The following is an 18,905-nucleotide window of genomic DNA, read 5'->3' on the forward strand; positions in this document are numbered from 1 at the left end:
CTAGACGTCTGCCGTGCGGCCTGCGGCAAACGCGGACAGGGCACCGGTCTTTGCAAGGCCGCGCGTGGCAAGCCACGGCAACAGACCGGCGAGCACAACACCGGAAATGGCGGCGAAGATTCCGTACATCAACTTGTAGTCCAAGGTCCACTCGACCTTGTACATGATGTTTTCGCTGATGGCGAGGGCAAGTCCGGCGCCCAGACCTGCGAGCAGAGCTACACCGAGGTTCCAGCGTTTGTAGAGGAACAGTGCGAAAATCAGTTCCGCGCCAATGCCCTGGACCAGCCCGGAGAGAAGGACCGCCATGCCGAACTGCGTTCCGATCAGCGCAGACACGGCCGCCGCAAGTACCTCGCAGTAGATGGCAGCGCCTGGCTTGCGAATGATGAGTCCGCCCAGCACCCCGGCAATGAGCCAGCCGCCTGAGTACAGCCCGGCGAGAGGCGGAAAGGCAGCTGTTACCGCGGCAATGCCGCTGTAACCGGCGGACCAGGCGAAGAAGATGACGCCCACGGCCACCGCGATGACTGAGGCGACCACAATATCGACGACACGCCACTCATAGCGGCGCCGGGATTGGGACGGGGTAATGCTTTGTGTTGCAGTCATGATTGTTGATCCTCCTGGGTACAGGAGGGGAAGGCTTTCCGGCAGGACGCCGTGAAGCCTCGAGAACTCGACTCCCTTCGCCGGTACTAACCGGATCAGGTTCGAGGGTCTGCGGTGATCCGCACTCTCAGCGCCCACCACCTACGTGGTTGCGCTCCCCTGTCGTTGTTTGAGCGATACCAACTCTACACCGCGGGCCGTGCCGGGGCCGTCGTCGTAATTATGGTTGTCCCTGGGTGACCCACGGACCCTCCATGGATCACCGCTATAACGCTAGGCTGGGACCAAAGCCAAGCCGACTGAAAGAGGCACCATGAACACGATTTTCAAACTGATGGGCGTTGGACTGGGCATCGGAGCGGGCCTCGTGGGCACGCAACTGGTGGACTTCATCTGGAAGCGTGCCACCGGGAACGAGCCACCGAAGGACAAAGAGGGTCTGGAGAACAGCCTCCGGTCGGCGCTGGCGTTCGCCGTGATCTCGGGTTCGGTCAGCACCACCATCCGCGTGCTCACCAACCGCACCACGCAGCGGGCCATCCACCGCTACGAGCGCACCCGCCACCTCACCTAGGCCACTCCTTTGCAGGCCTGTGGATAAGTCGGTTTGACTTGTCCTGCACATTGGTGGTTTTCGGTCGCGGTTAGTACACGTGTTCGATAAAATTTTGGGTATGGCCGTCGCACTGCTCGAACCTCGCCCGGAGGACACGTCTCTCCTGGGTGGAATGCGTTCGGACCTACAGGTCTTTGCGCAGCAGCTGGAATCGACATACCTGACGCTTAGCCCGCAGGAGGCCGCGGTGACCCTGGTGGAGGTTGAGCAGCTCTCCAACCTGGTGGACCATCTTCAGACGGTGGTTGCCCGTGCCGCTGAGGACCACCAACTCGCTACCGTTGACGCCCTAGATCCGTACAAGAACACTGCGGACTATTTGCGGGCGAAAATCGGTATCAGCCGCTCCGAAGCGAACCGCCGGTTACGCCTCGGACATGACGTCCTGCCCGAGGTTCCCGGGCCAGGAGCCGCGCTCGTACCTGCCTTGGGTGTGCTGGCTGAAGCGACCAAGGTCGGTGCGCTCAGCAGCCGTGCTGCGACCATCATCCGCAACTCCGTGCACCGGGTCTCCACTGTCGCGACCGGCCGTGAGCTGGATGCCATGGAAGAGCACCTGGTCCGCCAGGCCGTTGAGTCCGACGAAGACGTCCTGCGGGCCCTCGCCCAACGCTGGGAAGACATCATCGACCAGGACGGCACCGAACCCACCGAAAAAACCCTCCGCGCACGCCAGGGTGTGTTCCTGCGCGGTAGGCGCCACGGCCTGCACTTCATGGAAATCGGCGCCACCGACGAACAATACGAACACCTCATCACCGTCATGAACACCGCCACCAACCCCAGAACTCAGGGCACCGTTTCAGCGCCCGACGAGCCGACCCGTGAACAGAACCTGCTCGACGGGCTGGTTTCAGCATGCCGGATCGCGCTAACAGGTGATGGTCTTCCAGCGACCGGAGGACACCGACCCCAGGTAATGGTTACCATCAACTACCGCGACCTCCTCAAAGACCTGGCAGACAGCGGACACGACGGGCATTCGGTCTTCGCCCAACAGATAAGCGCCCGCAGCATCCGCAAACTCGCCTGCGACGCCGACATCCTCCCGCTCGTCCTCGGCGGCAAGGGTCAGGTCTTGGACATCGGCCGCACCCAACGTCTCTTCCCACCACATCTGCGACGGGCACTGGTCGCACGCGACAAAGGCTGCGCGTTCCCCGACTGCACCACACCCGCAACCTGGTGCGAAGCCCACCACATCATCCCCTGGGCTGCAGGCGGAACCACCAACATCAGCGACGGCGTGCTGCTCTGCACCCGACACCACCACCAGATCCATGAGGGAAATTGGACAGTCGAATCAGTCAACGGAATCCCCTGGTTCAGACCACCCAAATACCTCGACCCGCAACGAACGCCCAGACGCAACCGCTACTGGCAAGTAGAACAAGCCATCCACAACCACCTCGCGCGCTCTGACACCGGCACGAGCTCCAACGCGTCCAGGAGCACCCGCACCCACATCGGCACCGATGCCGGCACCGATGCCGGCGCCGGCACCCACACGGCACCACCGTGATCAGCGGCAGTGTTGCGGCAGCCAGTAACCTACTGGCTGGGCCTACTCGCCGGACGCACGGTCCCCGGCCTCACGGCGCCGGGTGGCCGCGTGTTCCACGACATCGTCAAGGTCGTCCATGCTGAGCAGGTCCTTGCGCAGGTGCTTGGTGCGGTACCCGGCGCGTCCCACCATGTGTGCCGACACCGGCGCAGTGAGCAACTGGAAGATCCAGCAGACGATCAGGACGGGCACAACTGCCCAGGAGCGCTGTTGCACCGCGATGGCCAACAGGAACAACAACAGTCCCAGCACCTGGGGTTTGGTTGCCGCGTGCATGCGGCTCAGCAGGTCAGGAAACCGCAACAGTCCGACGGCTGCAGCCAGCGACATGAGCGCTCCACCGAGAAGCAAAACGGCGGTCAGGACATCCAGGGCAGCATCCATCAGCGGCTCACTTCTTTTCCGTGACGAACCGGGCGACCGTCACCGAAGCAATAAATCCGACGACGGACGTTGCCACGAGGATCACGAGGCTGTTGGTGTGCCCGTTGAAGACCATGTCAGCAGCGAGCGCGCCACCTACGATCGCGAGCAGAACGTCAACGGCCAGCACCCGGTCGAGGATCGAAGGACCACGCGCCACCCGGTAAATGGCGCACAACGCCGAGACTCCGAGGATTACAGCGATGATTCCGAGAATCACGTTCACGGGTGTCCCCTTCCGTCGAGGTGGTGCGGCGCATCGGTGCCGAGCAGCGCCAGATCCTCCCGGGTGCCCATGACCCGGATTAGCCATTCCTCGGTACGCCGGGCGTTCTGGCGCACCTTCTCGGCGTCGTCCCTGGTAGTGACATTCAGGCAGTGCAGATACAGCGTGGATGTGGAGCGGTCCACCTCCACCACCAGGGATCCCGGAATCAGGGAAAGGACATGCCCGGTCGCGGTGACCAGCAGGTCGGACGGACTGCGCAAGCGCACAGCCACAACTGCGTTCTGCAGCTTCGGGCCCCGGGTGAGTGCCAGCCAGAATACCTGAAAGCTTGCCAGCACCAACTGGTGCAGGAACCGTCCGGCGAATCCGACGGCATAGAGCACGTTGAACCGCCCACTGAGCTCAACTGGCGGGAGATACAGCAGGTTGGCGACAGCAAACGCGATGATCGCTCCGAACACCATGTTTCCCAGGCTGAAGTCCTGCCAGAGCGCTCCCCATACGATGACGAGCCAGACCAGCAGCGGCAGTTCGACCCGGAGCGGGATCTTTTGTCTGGACATCATGGGGTTGCTCCTGCCGCTTCGGTGGCCGCTTCGGTAGCGCCTTCGCCCAGGACAGCGTCAATATAGGGTGTCCGCTCAAGCATCTGCTGTGCCGCCTGGTCACTGAGGGCAAACAGCGGACCTCCCAACAGGGTCAGGCTGACGCCCAGCAGCACCAGCCCGGCGGTAGCGCCAACCATGCTGCGGGGCAACAGGTTCACGGCAGTCCGGCCCGCAAATTTTCCGGTGCTATGCCCTGAAACCCTCCGTGAGGTTCGAACGGCTGAGCCGTCGGCTGACGTTGCCATCAGGATGGGATCGGGGTGGGTTGCATCCTCCGGCCGGCGCCAGAAGGCCCGGTTCCACACCCGTGCGATCACCAGCAGCGTCAGCAGGCTCGTCAGCACTCCCGCACCCACAAGCACATACGCCAACGGCGTTCCCAGTTCCACACCGGCCTGCAGCAGTCCCAGCTTGCCAAGGAAGCCGGAAAACGGCGGAATGCCGGCCAGGTTCATGCCCGGAACAAAGAACAAGAGAGCCAGTAGCGGGGAGATTTTCGCGAGTCCACCCAGCCGGTCCATGTTGGCCGTCCCACCCCGGCGTTCAATCAGCCCGGTCACGAGGAACAGGCTGGTCTGCACAATGATGTGGTGCGCAACGTAGTACACCGCCGCTCCCAGACCGATAACCGTCGAAATGGCGAGCCCGAAGACCATGTAACCGATATGGCTGACCAGCGTGAAAGAGAGCATACGTTTGATATCCGACTGCGCCAGCGCACCAAGGATTCCGACGATCATGGTGAGCATCGCAACCACCATCAGCAGCGTGTTGATGCGGTCTCCGGGAAACAGAAGGGTTTCGGTCCGGACCATGGCGTACACGCCAACCTTCGTCAGCAAACCCGCAAACACAGCGGTGACGGGCGCAGGGGCAGTCGGATAGGAGTCAGGGAGCCAAAAGGACAACGGGAAGATCGCAGCCTTGATGCCGAAAGCGACCAGCAGCATCAGGTGCAGGATCATCTGCGTTCCGTGATCAATGTCCGCAAGCTTCAGCGCAAGGTCCGCCATATTGATGGTGCCGGTAGCCGCATAGATCATTCCAATACTGATGAGGAACAGCATCGATGACACCACACTGACGACGACGTAGGTCACCCCCGCACGGATGCGCGGCGTGGTGCCTCCGAGGGTCATGAGCACGTAACTTGCGGTCAGCAGGATCTCGAATCCCACGTACAGATTGAACAGGTCACCTGCGAGGAACGCATTGGAGACCCCTGCCACCAGGATCAGGTAGGTCGGGTGGAAGATCGAGATGGGACCGTCTTCGTCCCCATCTGTCATTCCCTGGCCGGTGGCATAGATCAGGACTGCCAGGCTGACTGCGGAGGACACCACGAGCATCAGGGCAGAAAACTGATCCACAACCATCGTGATGCCGAACGGCGCCGCCCAATTGCCGATGAAGACCGCCGTGGTGCCTTTCCCGCTGGTGTCGATCAGCAGGAAGATCTCGATCAGGAGGGTCACACACAATGTTGTGATGCTAACGGCCCGCTGGGAACGCGAATGCCGGATAAGCACGAACGCCAGTGCCGCTCCGAGAAACGGAAGAACGACGGCCAGGGGCGCAAGATTTGCTATGTTCATCGCCCCTCCGTCCGTGGTTTGTTTGCTCTTCTGGCGGTTGCCGTACGTTGGGCGCCCGGTGCTTCTTCGGCTTCCTCAACCGGCGTAAATTCTGTGGTCTCGATGGGCACCTCGGCGTCGTCTTCGGCGTCAAAGCTGCTCTGCGACGCCACTCGCCGGTCTTCAATGTCATCCTGCACTTCGTCCTGGCGTCCGAGGACCCACGAACGGTAGATGATGCCGAGCATGAAGGCGGTGACGGCGAAGGAAATCACGATGGAGGTAAGGATCAAGGCCTGTGGTAGGGGATCGCTATATTCCTCGGCCGGAATATCAGCCGAGTACAGCGGCGCCTTGCCCGCGGCTCCACCGCCGGCCAGGAGCAGCATGTTCGCTCCATTGGTGAGCATGATCAGCCCGAGCAGTACCCGGGTCAGGCTCCGCTCGAGCAGCAGATAGATCCCGGCAGCAAAGAGCGCACCCATGATGACAAGCAGCGTGATGTTGACGCTCACTGAGCCACCCCTTCTTCCGGGTCCCTGGTCTTCGTCTGCGACGTCTTTGCCTCCGAGGTTTTCGCCTCAGGCGTCTTCGTCGGTTCAGGCGTTCCTGCATCGATGGTTGCGGTGACGCCTTCGCTGCGTTCGTCGATCTCGGAGCCCAGGCTGCGCAGCACGTCAAGCACCAGTCCGACCACCACCAGGTAGACCCCGATGTCGAAGATGGTCGACGTCACGAACTTGATGTCCCCGAATACGGGCCAGGTTGTCTCGATGATCGCGCTCTGAAACACCTCACCGCCCAGGAACACCGGCACGATAGCCGTCAGCGCCGCCGTTGCAAGACCTCCGCCAAGGAGCAGGCCGGCACTGATCGGCGTAGCCTCAGCCAGTTCAAAGCGGCCGCCGGCGAGGTAGCGGATGGTCAGGGCCAGCCCTGCCATCAGTCCGCCGGCAAACCCACCGCCCGGAAGGTTGTGCCCGGCAAGCAGAAGGTAGATCGAGAAAATGATCACCGAGTGGAAGAGCAGACGGGTAATCACCTCGAAGATGATGGAGCGTCGTTCCGGTGCAAGGGTCCGGCCCGCAACCAGCCAGGCGTCGTTCGCGGAGCTCGCGAACTTCTTGGCCAGTTCCAAGGCTGCGGCCTCCCTACCGTACGCGTCGATCGGTTCCTTGCCCCGCCCGACCGTACCGCTCTTGACGCCGTCCGCCCGCACTCTTCCGTCGCCACGGCCACGAATGAAAATCAGGCTGGCGACTCCGGTCGCAGCGATCGCGAGCACACTGATTTCGCCGAAGGTGTCCCATGCCCGGATGTCCACGAGAGTGACGTTGACGATGTTGGCGCCTCCGCCGTCGTCGTAAGCAAGCGAGGGAAAGCTCAGCGAGATGGGTTCCGCCACCCGGGAAGCCATCGCCGACATCGCGATCGCCACCATCACCGAGCCGAAGGAGATGCCCAGGACCGCGCGGAGGAGCCGGTATTTGCGGCCAGGGGCCCGCTGCCACAGGCGCGCTGGGAGGGACCGCAACGCGAGGACGAATGCAACCAGAACGATCGTCTCGACCAGCAGTTGGGTCAGCGCCAGGTCCGGAGCGCCCTGCAGCGCGAAGATCAGCGCGATCCCGTAACCGGTGACACCCACCATGATCACGGCCATGAATCGCTTGGTCGCCCGAAGCGCAGCAATCGCGCCAAGGATGATAACGACGCCGGCAATGAGCTGGGCCGGCGAGTCCGCCAGGTACCAGTCCTGCGGAACCGGTGCATCAAAGAAGATCAGGGCGCTCAGCGGCGTGATAATCGCCATCGTGAGGATGACAAACAGGTAGAACGCCAGCGAACCTCGCTGAGTTCGGCCGGTGAGCCAGACCGCCACGTCATCGAGCACACCGATAACGGCCTTGTAGTTCCGCTCGGCGTCGATGTCGGGGGCAACCCTGGTCTGAAGCCGTTCGAAGCGATCACGCAGCAGGAAGAGCGTCAGGCCGCCCGCGATCGACAGCAGGGACAGGAACAACGCCGGCGTGACGCCGTGCCAGAGCAGCAGGTGGGGAGTCTCCTCGCCCGCCGGAAAGGTGCTGAGGTAGGGCTGGATCGCCGAGTCGAGCGGCGTCGGCCACAGCCCAAAGACGACCGATGCACCGGCCAGCAGCGCCGGAGCGAACAGGAAGGACGGCTCAACCCGTTTGAATGGCGTTGGGTTCGCTGACTTCCTGGCGAAACCACCCCAGATAAAGCGGGCGCTGTACGCGAAAGTCAGCATGGAGCCCAGAACAATTCCGACGAGCATCACCATGCCTACCGGCCCCTCCTCCGCCCGGTGGACAAATGCCTCGAAGACGGATTCCTTGGCCACGAACCCCAGGAGCGGAGGTATTCCGGCCATTGACGCGGCTGCGAGAACAGCGACCACGGCAAGCACCGGCGCAGACCGGCCGATCCCGCACAACTTCCGGATGTCACGGGTACCGGACTGGTGATCGATGATGCCGACCACGAGAAAGAGCGTCGCCTTGAAGAACCCGTGGGCAAGCAGGAGCCCCAGTCCGGCAAGCGCAGCTTCCTGGCCACCCAGGCCAACAACGATGGTCAGGAAACCCAGCTGGCTCACGGTGCCGTAGGCGAGAAGGAGCTTCAGGTCATGCTGGCGCAGGGCGCGCCACCCGCCGAAGATCATCGTTGCGAGACCGAGGCTGAGGACGATCGGCGGCCACAGCAGGGTGTCGGAAAACCCAGGCGCAAACCGGGCAATGAGATAGATGCCGGCTTTCACCATTGCGGCAGCATGAAGGTAGGCACTGACCGGCGTGGGTGCTGCCATGGCGCTGGGAAGCCAGAAATGGAATGGCACCAATGCGGATTTGGAGAGCGCACCTACCAGGATCAGGACGATCGCCGTCTCCACTGCAGGGCCGGTGAGCGAGTCTGCACGCGCAAGGATGTCCGAGAGCCGGTAGGTCCCGGCTGACTGCCCCAGAACGATGAGGCCCACGAGCATGGCCAGCCCGCCGAGCGTGGTCACAATGAGCGCCTGCAGCGCAGCACGCCTCGCGGAGAGGCGATGCCTCGAGTATCCGATCAGTAAGTAGGACAGAACTGTTGTCAGTTCCCAGAAGATGAACAAGAGGATGAGGTCATCGGCGATGACCAGGCCGAACATGGCCCCCGCGAAGGCAAGCAGCTGTGCGCCGAACGGGCCGATGTCGGCGTCGTCCTGCTTGAAGTAGCGCGCACAGTAGAACAGCACCAGAGACCCGACGCCGAGAACAAGGATGCTGAGCACCGCGGCCAGCGCGTCCATGCGGAAGGCCAGTTCCAGTTGAAGCTGGGGAATCCAGGGGACGACCACGGACGGCGGTGCGTTGGGTTGGCCGTTGCCGCTGAGCTGGTCCGCGTCGATGTAATCGGCGAAGGTCACCAGCAGCCACACGAATCCCGCTGCAGGTACCGCAGCAAGGAGATAGAAGGCCGAGCGGCCCATCAGGCGGAAGATCAAGGGCGCTATTGCGGCCACCGCGAAGAGGGCGATGAGCACGGATAGCACGATGATCTCCTGATCTCTCAGAGTGAGACGGTCAGCTGACGGTCAAGGGCATGTGTCTATTCTACCCGTGGCATACTCGACGCTGCCTCCCGGTTCTGCCCAGCGCACAAGTCGCCGACAAGGGAATAAAAGCGACCCTCACCCAGTTGTCCGTTCGCAGCGGATAGCATGCAGCCTATGAGCACGGACTCCCAACACCCCCCTGGACGACTCCTTTCCAAGCCCGTGCTTGCGTGGGCTTCATGGGACTGGGGGTCAGCGGCTTTCAACGCAGTCATGACCACCTTCGTCTTCACCGTCTATCTCACGTCCGACGCCTTCGGTGGGGAAACCTATGCGTCGGAGGTTCTCGGTTGGGGCCTGGCAGTTGCCGGCCTGCTCATTGCGCTCCTCGCGCCCGTAACGGGTCAACGCTCAGATGTGGGCGGTCGCCGCAAACTCTGGCTGGGCGTGAACAGCCTGGCCGTCGCGGCATTGACCGCCCTGTGTTTCTTCGTCTTTCCGCGGCCTGAACTGCTGATCCTCGGCGTTGCGCTGATCGCGGCCGCGAATATCTTCTTTGAGTTCGCCGGCGTCAACTACAACGCCATGCTTGCCCAGATCTCCACCCCGTCCAGCGTGGGACGGGTCAGCGGGTTCGGGTGGGCAATGGGATATGTGGGCGGCATTGTGGCCCTGGTGATCGTTCTGGTCGCTTTTGTCCAGCCGGTTTTCGACTGGTTCGGGTCCAGCACCGAGGGAGCGTTGAACATCCGATTGGTCGCTGTGTTCTCCGCTCTTTGGTTTCTTGCCTTCGCACTCCCGGTGATGTTCGCGGTTCCTGAAGTCCCCCGCCAGCGACAGGCCGACCGCCTGAGTTTCCTCGCCTCCTACGGATTACTCTTCCGGCGCATCAAGGCGATTTACCGGACCAGCCCGCACACCATCTTCTTCCTGCTCGCGAGCGCCATCTTCCGTGACGGTTTGGCGGCGGTGTTCACTTTCGGCGGCATCATCGCTGCCGGAACATTCGGTTTCGAACTCAGCGAAGTTATTCTGTTCGCCATCGTGGGTAATGTCATCGCTGCAATCGGTGCAGTGATCGGCGGCTACTTCGATGACCGCGTCGGTCCCAAGATGGTCATCATCGTGTCGCTGATCGGTCTCCTGGTCGCGGGCACCGCCGTGATGGTCCTTGGAGCGGCAGATCAGCAGATGTTCGGGTTGAGCTGGAGCGGAGATACGACGTTCTGGATCTTCGGGCTCCTGCTCACCCTGTTTGTGGGTCCGGCACAGGCCTCTTCCCGCGCCTACCTGGCACGCCTGTCACCACGGGGTGAGGAGGGCGAGATGTTCGGGCTGTATGCCACCACCGGCCGTGCGGTGAGCTTCCTGGCTCCGGCACTGTTCTCCCTCTTCATCGGCATCTTCGGGGAACAGCGGTTCGGGATCCTCGGCATTCTGGTGGTGTTGCTGGCCGGCCTGCTGGTACTGCTCCCGGTGAAGCCGCCCGCAAAGGTGACTCCCGCCGTCGTTCCTGCTCCGTAGCCCCGCTGGTTTTGAAGCGCGGACGCACGTCCGCGCTTCACAGCACGTCCCGCGCTGCGAAGCACGTCCGGCGCTGCGAAGCCCGCTCAGCAGGAACTCAGCGGGAAGCAGTTTCTTCGGCGATTTCGGTGCGGTGGAAGTTCAGATGGCTACGCGACGCCGTCGGCCCCCGCTGGCCCTGATAGCGGTTGCCGTACTGTCCCGAACCGTAGGAGTGCTCCGCGGGCGAGGTGAGCTTGAAGAAGCAGAGCTGGCCGATTTTGGAACCCGGCCACAATTTGATCGGTAGGGTTGCCATGTTGGACAGCTCAAGGGTGACGTGACCCGAGAAACCGGGATCGATGAAGCCTGCCGTCGAGTGGGTGAGCAGACCCAGACGCCCAAGCGAGGACTTGCCCTCGAGGCGCGCCGCGATGTCGTCAGGAAGTGTGACCTTCTCATACGTGGAGCCGAGGACGAACTCGCCCGGGTGGAGGATGAACGGCTCATCCGGAGCGACCTCCACCAGTCGGGTCAGGTCTGGCTGATTCTCGGCCGGGTCGATGTGCGCGTACTTGTGGTTATCGAAAAGCCGAAAAAACCGGTCGATGCGGACATCGACGCTCGACGGCTGCACCATCTCCGGTTCATAGGGGTCGAGGGCGATGCGCCCGGCGGCAATTTCGGTTCGGATGTCGCGGTCGGAGATCAGCACCGTCTAAAAATACCGCACCGGTCAGGCCTGCCCGATCTCGGTCCTTACTGCGAACAGCTCCGGGAAGAACGTCAGCTCCAGCGCCTTCTGCAGGAACCCGACGCCGCTGGACCCGCCGGTTCCGGCCTTGTGGCCGATGGTTCTCTCCACCGTCTTCAGGTGCCTGAACCGCCATAGCTGGAAGTTGTCCTCCAGGTCCACGAGCTCTTCACACGCCTCGTAGACGTCCCAGTGACCGGCAGCGTCCTCATACACCTCCTTGTAGACCTGGACCAGCCCGGGGTTGAACTCATGCGCGCGCGTTACGTCCCGTTCAAGCAGTTCCGTGGGGATAACGTAGCCGCGACGCGAGAGGTAGGCAATGAACTCGTCGTAGATGCTGGTTTCCCGAAGCAGCCGCGACAGGAGCTCGAAAGCTTCAGCGTCACTTTCGAACACCTGCAGCATTCCCGCGTTCTTGTTGCCGAGCAGGAATTCGACGGCACGGTACTGGTAGGACTGGAACCCGCTGGCTGCCTGGAGCGCACCGCGGAACTCCGCATATTCCGACGGCGTGAGCGTCGCCAGAACAGACCACTGTTCGGTCAGCGAGCGCTGAATATGCTTGATGCGCGCTATGCCCTTCATGGCTGCCCGTAGATCATCCGCCTGCAGGTGCGTACGGACCGCACCGAGCTCATGCAGGACAAGCTTCAGCCAGAGTTCGGAGGTCTGGTGCTGGATAATGAACAGCATTTCATCATGGTGTTCCGGCCTACTGACCGGATGCTGCGCGGAAAGAATGGAGTCCAGAGCGAGGTAGGACCCATAACTCATCTTCCCCGAGAAATCCTTTTCGATGCCTGCTTCAAGGTTTCTGGTATTCCGCTCCACGCTCATGCCTCCCAGCGTAGTTCTTCGCACCAGTGAACTGCGCCACCGCGATCGCGCCTTTGGAGACTGCCATTGAAGACTGTCAGGGGCGGCCGCTAGGTTGGGGGAACCCGAGGAGGCGCCATGATCCCACCCACACCGTCCCACGTTCGCTGCAGCATTGTTCCGCCCTACCTCTTGGCACGGCTGGCTGGACTCGAAGCTCCGGAACATCAGTCTGCCGCGGCCGCCGCCCGGCGCGCACTGGTGGAGTTGGACCCGATCCATCATGCCCGCGCCACAGCTCCCAGGGATTCATCGCGGGGAGCCGGTACCGCCGTCGTCCTGGCCCTTCGCCGAACCATAGCGGACGCAGGCGGCAGCGAATCCCTGCCTGGACAGATTGTCCGCCGGGAAGGCGATCCGCCTATGGGCGATGCAGCGGTGGATGAAGCGTATGCCGGCCTTGGTGCGACGTATGAGCTGTTCAGCGAGGTGTACAAAAGAGCGTCAATTGACAACTCGGGCCTGCCGCTGGATGCCACGGTTCACTACGGGCAGCAGTATGACAACGCGTTCTGGGACGGCACCCGGATGGTGTTCGGAGACGGTGACGGTGAGGTCTTCGGTCGTTTCACGGCGTCGCTCACGGTGATCGGCCACGAACTGGCACATGGATTCACGCAGTACTCCTCCAACCTGCGGTACCAGGGCCAGTCGGGCGCGCTCAACGAATCCATCTCGGATGTCTTCGGCGTGCTGGTCGAGCAGCGTCAGCTGGGCCAGTCTGCAGATGCAGCGAGCTGGCTGGTCGGTGAAGGCCTCTTCACTGACCAGGTGGAGGGGCGCGCGCTGCGCTCGCTGAAGGCGCCGGGAACCGCTTACGACGACGACGTCCTCGGCAAGGATCCACAGCCCGCCACCATGGCGGATTACGTGGACACCACGTCGGACAACGGCGGCGTGCACATCAATTCCGGTATCCCGAACCATGCCTTCTACATCGCAGCCGCACGGCTGGGCGGAAATGCGTGGGAGCGCTGTGGGCAGATCTGGTATGACGCCGCAACCGGTGGCCGCGTTCCCACGGACTGCGATTTCTCGCTGTTCGCTTCCGTAACCGTTGAAGCCGCCATCGCCCGATTCGGGGATGGGTCACCGGAGGCGGACGCGGTCCGTTATGCGTGGCGGGAAGTGGGCGTGCTGTGACGCGGATTGAGGTATCGCGTTCGGGCGGATTCGCCGGGCTGACCCGCACGTGGAGTGTGGAGGTGAGCTCCACCGAGGCGGAGGAACGCTGGCTGCCCCTCCTGGAGGGTGCGGACAACAGCGGAGTCGAGGATGCTGAACGCGATCGCTACGTCTACCACATCGCTATCGGTTACCGGGAAGTGACCGTCGCCGAGAGCGCGGTGGAAGGCCCCTGGAAGGAACTCGTGGAGTGGGTCAAAAACGCCTCGTCCAGCCAGCGTGGAGAAGACTCGGGTCAGGAATCCGGTCAGGCGCCCGGCTGAGGTCCGCCAAGACGCCGGTAACCGCGCGGGCGCCTAATGCATCCCGCACATGTTGTAGTGTTTATGGAGCGGTTTCGGCCGCATGCGGGCGTAGCTCAATGGTAGAGCGCTAGCTTCCCAAGCTCGATACGCGGGTTCGATTCCCGTCGCCCGCTCCATAGGTAAAACCGTACGCTCTTCACGTGAAACCGGCCGCTCCAAAGTTGGACCCGCGCCTCCGAGGTACAACGGTCAGCTTGTAGAGCGCGGCCCAAACATGATTACCGCAACGCCCGCGAGGCAGACGGCGCTTCCGATCAAATCCCAGAGGTCAGGCCGGAAACCGTCAAAGGCCATACCCCACGCAAGTGATCCCACAACGAAGACGCCGCCATACGCGGCAAGGATCCGGCCGAAGTGAGCATCAGGCTGCAGAGTCGCAACGAAGCCGTAAGCACCGAGGGCCATGACCCCCAAACCTGCCCACCACCACGGCTGGCCTTCCCGCACGCTCTGCCACACGAGCCACGCTCCCCCGATCTCGGCCACCGCTGCGACGGCAAAAAGGACAATGACGAGAAGGATGCTCATGACCCCATTATTTCGCTGCGTTGCAATTTACTGCTCTGCTATCTAGCTGCGCCGCAATGTCCCTGCGACGTTGTCTCCCTGCGCTGCTATTTCCCAGCCACGTTCTGGGCGCGCGCACAAGCCAGCCGTCCGGCTACGAAACCTTCGGCACAATCGCAACCAACCGGCGTCGTTCATCGTGCGCTGATGTCCAGCGAAAGCGAACAGTCAACTGGCCGCGACGGGCAAGCACGACGGCGATGCCTCCCGCCGCCAGAACGGGAACACCTCCGGCAATCACCATGGTGGGCTGTGCACCGATGTTCTCCGCAAGCCACCCGATCATGGGACCACCGAGTGCCTGCCCGCCGATGAGCACCATCATGTAGAGGCTCATCACGCGTCCGCGGATGGCCAGGTTGGTGGATGTCTGAACCAGCTGGTTGGCTCCCGTGACAAACCACAGGCAGCCGATTCCTGCACAGAACATCAGCATGGTGAATACGAGTTGGCTAGGCACATACGCGGCGATCACCATGAACCCTCCAAACGCCGTCATTCCGCCAAGCACCCCGCGCAGCCGCAGCGTTGTTCGGCGGGTGGACGCGAGAGCACCGACCAGCGAGCCGCTGGCCAGGGCGGTATTGAGCAGGCCGTAGCCGCCCGCCCCCGATTCGAAGACGCTGTCGGCAAAAGCTGCCAGAAGCACCGGTGTGCTGAGCGCAAAGACGGCCACGAAGGCGGCGCAGACCGTGGTCCAGAAAATAGCCGGCTTGTCGAGGAGGTACCGTGCACCCGCACGCAACTGCCCCTTCGCGCGGGGTGCCGGCGCCGTCGCGTTGAGTTGGTCAGTACGCAGCCGGGCCAGCGTCAGCACTGTGTAGCAGCAGGCAATCGCGTTGATCGCGAACGCCCACCCGCCTCCAACGGCAACAATGAGCAACCCACTGATTGCCGGACCCACCATGGCGCCGAGTTGGAAGATCGACGAGTTGAGGCTGATGGCATTTCGCAGGTGGATTGGCCCAACGAGGTCATTGACGAAGACCTGACGCGCGGGAGCGTCCACCACAGTCACCAGGCCGAGGACAAAGGCAATGAGGTAGACGTGCCACACCTCGATCAGACCCGAGAGCGCCAGCACCGCCATGGCTGCCGCCATGAGTGCCGCAACACTCTGCGAAATGATGAGGAGGGTGCGTTTGGAATAGCGGTCCGCCACCACTCCTCCCCAAGGCCCGAGAACCAGCATGGGAGCGAACTGCAGCGCAACAGTCACGCCAACGGCTGCCACGGATCCCGACAGCTCGAGGACCATCCAGTCCTGTGCAATGCGCTGCATCCAGACAGCTACGACGGCGATGAGGTGGGAGATTGCGAACAGGCGGAAGTTGGGGATGCGAAGCGAGATGAACGTGTCGCGCCAGGCTGGGCGCTGCGAGGTGACGGGAATCGGGGCGGTCAGTGTGGGGTCTCCGGCCGGTGCGGAGGGGGGTGGGGGTGCCAAGGGAACTTTCCTGAACTTGGTGGGATAGGGATTGGAGCGGTCAGTACCCCTTCAACGCTAACCAGCCACCCTCCTATTAGGAATGGTGATTGAGCTTATAAGTACTATTGAGAAACGTAATGGCTGGACGAAGGGTAGCCCGTGTACGACTCCATCCAACTCAAATCCTTCCTGGCCGTCGCTGAGACCCGCAGTTTCACGGGAGCCGCAACCCGGCTCGGGCTGAGCCAGCCGACTGTCAGCCAGCATGTCCGGAAGCTTGAAAAGGCCGCCGGCCGGATGCTCATCGCGCGGGATACCCGGGAAGTCCGTCTCACCGACAACGGCGATGCGATGGCCGGGTTCGCGAGAACCATACTGGCGGCCCAGGAACAGGCGCTCACCTACTTCTCTGGGTCCGCCATGCGCGGACGGCTGCGCTTTGGGGTTGCCGATGACCTCGCCATCACCCAGCTTCCCCGGATCCTCCGGCACTTCCGTCAGCTCTACCCACAGATCAACCTTGAACTGACGGTGTCGCAAAGCCCGCCGCTGCTGCGCCGCCTGCGTGCCGGTCAACTGGACCTGATCCTCATCAAGTACATGGCCGGTACGGGTGAGGGCACCCTGGTGCAGCGTGACCGCCTTGTGTGGGCGGGTCATGCCAAGACAACGCTCGACGACGGCGCCCCGGTCCCGCTGATTGCCTACCAGGCGCCCAGCCTCAGCCGGCAAATGGCGATCGAAGCACTAGAGCAGGCGGGCAGGACCTGGCGGATCACGTGCAATACCCGGGAAATCAACGGCGTGCTGGCGGCCGCACGCGCGGGAATCGGGCTGGCCGTTTTTCCTCAGTCCCTCATCCCCGATGACCTCGTCCAGGTGACCAACCGCTTCGATCTGCCTCCGCTGGGTGACGTGGACTTCACACTGCTGAGTAACCCGCTGGCAAACCAGGAGCTTGTCGAGACGTTGAGCACCGCCATCCTCGGCCGTGCGCTGCGTAAACCGACGGACTCCTGACCACGGCCGCATGGCCAGTGCCGGGGCCAGCCCCGGGGCCAGCCCCGGGGCCGGCTGAGCGTGCTCAAGGCCACATCGCAGCGAAACGCGGGCCAGCGTAGACTTGAGGCGATGAATCGCACAATGTTCAAGTCCAAGATCCACCGCGCTACGGTCACCCACGCGGATCTTCACTACGTGGGTTCTGTCACTGTTGACCTTGACCTGCTGGAAGCAGCAGACATCCTGCCCGGTGAGATGGTGTCCATTGTGGACGTCACCAACGGTGCACGTCTGGAGACTTACACCATTGCCGGAGAACGCGGTTCCGGCGTCCTCGGTATCAACGGGCCGGCGGCCCATCTGGTGCATGAGGGGGACACGGTTATTCTCATCACTTACGCAGCGATGACCACCGAAGAGGCACACTCCTATGTGCCCACCATCGTGCACGTGGATACAACCAACCGGATTATCGAACTGGGCAATGACCCTGCCGAAGGGCTTACCGAGGGCTTGCAGCGACCCCCCTTCGCCCTGAATAACGCCGCGCTGCTCTAGGTCTCCTTTCTCAAAGCGCTTCCAGTGGTCCCGCAGAATCTGCGGGACCACCTTTGTTTTTACGCTTCGATATCGGCTTGGCAACGGATCCTAGCGAATTTGTCCCTGAGGGCTTAGTGTCAGAAAGGCAAGGCTGCTTTCTTTCCTTTGACCGGCACAGGTTCTCAGGATCGGAGCGGACCAGACTCGAGGTGGAGGCGAGGTACGCATGCCGGGAAATCGCAGGATCAAGCAGCAGAAAAAGCGGATACGGAGGCGTTCGGGTGCCGTTGCGGCAACCACGCTCGGGCTTGCTTCACTTCTCCTCAGTGGATGCGGACCAGCGGAATCAGGCGTCCCCACGCTCACCTGGTATATCAACCCGGACGCCGGCGGACAGGCCGCGATTGCGGAGCGCTGTACTGAACAGGCAAACGGTGAATACCGGATCGAAACCTCGCTACTGCCCAATGATGCGGCTGCCCAGCGCGAGCAACTGGCACGCCGGCTGGCCGCGAATGATGACTCCCTGGACATCATGAGCATCGACCCACCGTTCGTCCCTGAGCTGGCAACGTTCCTCGCTCCCGTACCCGAAGGGGTCGCTGAGCGCACCACCGAAAACACGTTGGAAGGCGCACTGCAGGGAGCAATGTACAAGGATGAGCTGGTAACGGTTCCGTTCTGGGCCAATACGCAGATCCTCTGGTACCGCGAGTCCGTCGCTGAGGAAGCCGGTCTCGACATGTCGCAGCCGGTCACCTGGGACCAGCTGATGGACGTTGCCGCTGAGCTGGACGTGGAACTTGGCGTCCAGGGCTCACAGGCCGAATCGATGACCGTATGGATCAACTCCCTCATCGAGTCAGCCGGTGGAACCATCCTCGAAACTCCGGAAGCACCCGCAGATGAGATTGAGTTGGGCCTTGTCAGTGAGGCAGCGCGTGAGGCTGCCCGCATCATCGGGACAATCGGCGATCAGGAGCTGGGCGGACCGGGGCTGGCAACATCCACCGAGAACACTTCACTGAACCTCTTCCAGGGCGAGTCCGGTTCCTTCATGGTCAACTACCCCTTCGTCTGGCCTGCCACGCAGTCCGCAGTAGAGGGAGGCTCGCTTGATCAGGCAGTGCTCGATGACATCGGGTGGGCGCTATACCCACGGGTTTACGAGGACCAGGAAACTGCTCCCCCGCTGGGCGGAATCAACCTCGGCGTCGGGGCGGACAGTGACAACCCTGAACTGGCGTACAAGGCGATCGAATGCATCGTTCAGCCCGAGAACCAGACCGAGTACTTCCTGACCAACGGCAACCCGCCGTCCAACTCGGAATCCTACGAGGATCCCCGGATCGAGGAACAGTTCCCCATGGCTGAGACCATCCGCCAGTCACTGGAACTCGCAGCACCGCGGCCGCAGACCCCGTTCTACAACGAAATTTCCACCGGCCTCCAGCAGACCTGGACACCGCCGGATGAAGTGGAGCCGGAAACCACTCCGGAGGAATCGGCGGAATTCATTACCGCCGTGCTGAGAGGGGAGAGGCTGCTGTGACCAGCGCAAT

At 62.5% G+C, this 18,905-nt stretch carries 19 protein-coding genes, 1 tRNA gene and 1 riboswitch; of the genes, 9 read left to right on the forward strand and 11 right to left on the reverse strand.

The window, feature by feature from the left end; all coding sequences use genetic code 11:
- Nucleotides 1–612 (reverse strand): ECF transporter S component, encoded by a 612-nt coding sequence (locus P4U43_RS02970; protein WP_277357378.1) that lies wholly within the window; start codon nucleotides 610–612, stop codon nucleotides 1–3.
- A 55-nt stretch (nucleotides 613–667) separates the two neighbouring features.
- A riboswitch (TPP riboswitch) is annotated at nucleotides 668–783 on the reverse strand.
- A gap of 142 nt (nucleotides 784–925) precedes the next feature.
- Here P4U43_RS02970 and P4U43_RS02975 point away from each other — a divergent pair.
- Together P4U43_RS02975 and P4U43_RS02980 are read left to right on the forward strand one after the other, a co-directional pair.
- On the forward strand, nucleotides 926–1,186 hold the full coding sequence (locus P4U43_RS02975) for a DUF4235 domain-containing protein (protein WP_056543288.1): 261 nt from the start codon (nucleotides 926–928) through the stop codon (nucleotides 1,184–1,186).
- Nucleotides 1,187–1,286: 100 nt separating this feature from the next.
- The gene (locus P4U43_RS02980; RefSeq protein WP_277357379.1) at nucleotides 1,287–2,750 is read left to right on the forward strand and encodes an HNH endonuclease signature motif containing protein; all 1,464 of its coding nucleotides are present in this window, start codon (nucleotides 1,287–1,289) and stop codon (nucleotides 2,748–2,750) included.
- Between the two features lie 42 nt (nucleotides 2,751–2,792).
- Here the strand turns inward: P4U43_RS02980 and mnhG are convergent, their stop codons facing one another.
- Genes mnhG through P4U43_RS03010 form a run of 6 tightly spaced genes read right to left on the reverse strand, consistent with a single transcriptional unit; the run spans nucleotide 2,793 to nucleotide 9,176 of the window.
- Nucleotides 2,793–3,176, reverse strand: coding sequence for a monovalent cation/H(+) antiporter subunit G (gene mnhG / locus P4U43_RS02985; protein ID WP_056544401.1), 384 nt, complete (start codon nucleotides 3,174–3,176; stop codon nucleotides 2,793–2,795).
- A 7-nt stretch (nucleotides 3,177–3,183) separates the two neighbouring features.
- A complete protein-coding gene (locus P4U43_RS02990; protein ID WP_056544404.1) occupies nucleotides 3,184–3,441 on the reverse strand; it encodes a monovalent cation/H+ antiporter complex subunit F in 258 nt (85 codons plus the stop codon).
- Nucleotides 3,438–4,007 (reverse strand): Na+/H+ antiporter subunit E, encoded by a 570-nt coding sequence (locus P4U43_RS02995; protein WP_277357464.1) that lies wholly within the window; start codon nucleotides 4,005–4,007, stop codon nucleotides 3,438–3,440. Before P4U43_RS02995 ends, P4U43_RS02990 begins: the two co-directional genes overlap by 4 nt.
- Entirely contained in the window at nucleotides 4,007–5,647 is a 1,641-nt protein-coding gene (locus P4U43_RS03000) for a Na+/H+ antiporter subunit D (RefSeq protein ID WP_277357380.1), read from the reverse strand. Before P4U43_RS03000 ends, P4U43_RS02995 begins: the two co-directional genes overlap by 1 nt.
- Nucleotides 5,644–6,141: a Na(+)/H(+) antiporter subunit C gene (locus tag P4U43_RS03005; protein ID WP_277357381.1), complete on the reverse strand. Its 498-nt coding sequence runs from the start codon at nucleotides 6,139–6,141 to the stop codon at nucleotides 5,644–5,646. The genes P4U43_RS03000 and P4U43_RS03005 overlap by 4 nt, the downstream gene beginning before the upstream one ends.
- Complete coding sequence (locus tag P4U43_RS03010) at nucleotides 6,138–9,176, reverse strand: Na+/H+ antiporter subunit A (RefSeq protein WP_277357382.1); 3,039 nt, start codon at nucleotides 9,174–9,176, stop codon at nucleotides 6,138–6,140. Before P4U43_RS03010 ends, P4U43_RS03005 begins: the two co-directional genes overlap by 4 nt.
- Nucleotides 9,177–9,353: 177 nt before the next feature.
- Here P4U43_RS03010 and P4U43_RS03015 point away from each other — a divergent pair, with 177 nt between their 5' ends.
- Nucleotides 9,354–10,703 carry an MFS transporter gene (locus P4U43_RS03015; RefSeq protein ID WP_277357383.1) on the forward strand — a complete coding sequence of 450 codons (1,350 nt, stop codon included), beginning with the start codon at nucleotides 9,354–9,356 and terminating at the stop codon, nucleotides 10,701–10,703.
- A gap of 97 nt (nucleotides 10,704–10,800) precedes the next feature.
- Here the strand turns inward: P4U43_RS03015 and dcd are convergent, their stop codons facing one another.
- Both dcd and kynA read right to left on the reverse strand, forming a co-directional pair.
- Complete coding sequence (gene dcd, locus P4U43_RS03020) at nucleotides 10,801–11,397, reverse strand: dCTP deaminase (RefSeq protein ID WP_277357384.1); 597 nt, start codon at nucleotides 11,395–11,397, stop codon at nucleotides 10,801–10,803.
- Between the two features lie 21 nt (nucleotides 11,398–11,418).
- The gene (kynA, locus tag P4U43_RS03025; RefSeq protein WP_277357385.1) at nucleotides 11,419–12,276 is read right to left on the reverse strand and encodes a tryptophan 2,3-dioxygenase; all 858 of its coding nucleotides are present in this window, start codon (nucleotides 12,274–12,276) and stop codon (nucleotides 11,419–11,421) included.
- A gap of 117 nt (nucleotides 12,277–12,393) precedes the next feature.
- Between kynA and P4U43_RS03030 the strand changes: the two genes are divergently transcribed.
- The 3 genes from P4U43_RS03030 to P4U43_RS03040 all read left to right on the forward strand — a co-directional run bounded on the left by P4U43_RS03030 (nucleotide 12,394) and on the right by P4U43_RS03040 (nucleotide 13,921).
- The gene (locus P4U43_RS03030) at nucleotides 12,394–13,458 is read left to right on the forward strand and encodes a M4 family metallopeptidase (protein ID WP_277357386.1); all 1,065 of its coding nucleotides are present in this window, start codon (nucleotides 12,394–12,396) and stop codon (nucleotides 13,456–13,458) included.
- A complete protein-coding gene (locus P4U43_RS03035) occupies nucleotides 13,455–13,763 on the forward strand; it encodes a protealysin inhibitor emfourin (protein WP_318532997.1) in 309 nt (102 codons plus the stop codon). Before P4U43_RS03030 ends, P4U43_RS03035 begins: the two co-directional genes overlap by 4 nt.
- Nucleotides 13,764–13,847: 84 nt before the next feature.
- Nucleotides 13,848–13,921 (forward strand) — tRNA-Gly (locus tag P4U43_RS03040).
- Nucleotides 13,922–13,994: 73 nt separating this feature from the next.
- Here P4U43_RS03040 and P4U43_RS03045 read toward each other — a convergent pair.
- Nucleotides 13,995–14,333, reverse strand: coding sequence for a YnfA family protein (locus P4U43_RS03045; protein ID WP_277357388.1), 339 nt, complete (start codon nucleotides 14,331–14,333; stop codon nucleotides 13,995–13,997).
- 133 nt (nucleotides 14,334–14,466) lie between these two features.
- Entirely contained in the window at nucleotides 14,467–15,819 is a 1,353-nt protein-coding gene (locus P4U43_RS03050) for an MFS transporter (protein ID WP_277357389.1), read from the reverse strand.
- A gap of 141 nt (nucleotides 15,820–15,960) precedes the next feature.
- Between P4U43_RS03050 and P4U43_RS03055 the strand changes: the two genes are divergently transcribed.
- The 3 genes from P4U43_RS03055 to P4U43_RS03065 all read left to right on the forward strand — a co-directional run bounded on the left by P4U43_RS03055 (nucleotide 15,961) and on the right by P4U43_RS03065 (nucleotide 18,895).
- Nucleotides 15,961–16,821, forward strand: coding sequence for a LysR substrate-binding domain-containing protein (locus tag P4U43_RS03055; RefSeq protein ID WP_277357390.1), 861 nt, complete (start codon nucleotides 15,961–15,963; stop codon nucleotides 16,819–16,821).
- A 111-nt stretch (nucleotides 16,822–16,932) separates the two neighbouring features.
- Entirely contained in the window at nucleotides 16,933–17,361 is a 429-nt protein-coding gene (panD, locus tag P4U43_RS03060; protein WP_277357391.1) for an aspartate 1-decarboxylase, read from the forward strand.
- Between the two features lie 208 nt (nucleotides 17,362–17,569).
- Entirely contained in the window at nucleotides 17,570–18,895 is a 1,326-nt protein-coding gene (locus tag P4U43_RS03065; RefSeq protein WP_277357392.1) for an extracellular solute-binding protein, read from the forward strand.
- The last annotated feature ends 10 nt before the right edge of the window (nucleotides 18,896–18,905 follow it).

Origin of the sequence: Arthrobacter vasquezii (genome assembly GCF_029455255.1) — a bacterium.
Lineage (GTDB): Bacteria > Actinomycetota > Actinomycetes > Actinomycetales > Micrococcaceae > Arthrobacter_D > Arthrobacter_D parietis.

Coding starts and splice junctions, on each gene's coding strand:
- P4U43_RS02970 (WP_277357378.1), bottom strand. CDS start 612: ATGACTGCAACACAAAGCATTACCCCGTCCCAATCCCGGCGCCGCTAT.
- P4U43_RS02975 (WP_056543288.1), top strand. CDS start 926: ATGAACACGATTTTCAAACTGATGGGCGTTGGACTGGGCATCGGAGCG.
- P4U43_RS02980 (WP_277357379.1), top strand. CDS start 1,287: ATGGCCGTCGCACTGCTCGAACCTCGCCCGGAGGACACGTCTCTCCTG.
- mnhG (WP_056544401.1), bottom strand. CDS start 3,176: ATGGATGCTGCCCTGGATGTCCTGACCGCCGTTTTGCTTCTCGGTGGA.
- P4U43_RS02995 (WP_277357464.1), bottom strand. CDS start 4,007: ATGTCCAGACAAAAGATCCCGCTCCGGGTCGAACTGCCGCTGCTGGTC.
- P4U43_RS03000 (WP_277357380.1), bottom strand. CDS start 5,647: ATGAACATAGCAAATCTTGCGCCCCTGGCCGTCGTTCTTCCGTTTCTC.
- P4U43_RS03015 (WP_277357383.1), top strand. CDS start 9,354: ATGAGCACGGACTCCCAACACCCCCCTGGACGACTCCTTTCCAAGCCC.
- kynA (WP_277357385.1), bottom strand. CDS start 12,276: ATGAGCGTGGAGCGGAATACCAGAAACCTTGAAGCAGGCATCGAAAAG.
- P4U43_RS03030 (WP_277357386.1), top strand. CDS start 12,394: ATGATCCCACCCACACCGTCCCACGTTCGCTGCAGCATTGTTCCGCCC.
- P4U43_RS03045 (WP_277357388.1), bottom strand. CDS start 14,333: ATGAGCATCCTTCTCGTCATTGTCCTTTTTGCCGTCGCAGCGGTGGCC.
- panD (WP_277357391.1), top strand. CDS start 16,933: ATGAATCGCACAATGTTCAAGTCCAAGATCCACCGCGCTACGGTCACC.
- P4U43_RS03065 (WP_277357392.1), top strand. CDS start 17,570: ATGCCGGGAAATCGCAGGATCAAGCAGCAGAAAAAGCGGATACGGAGG.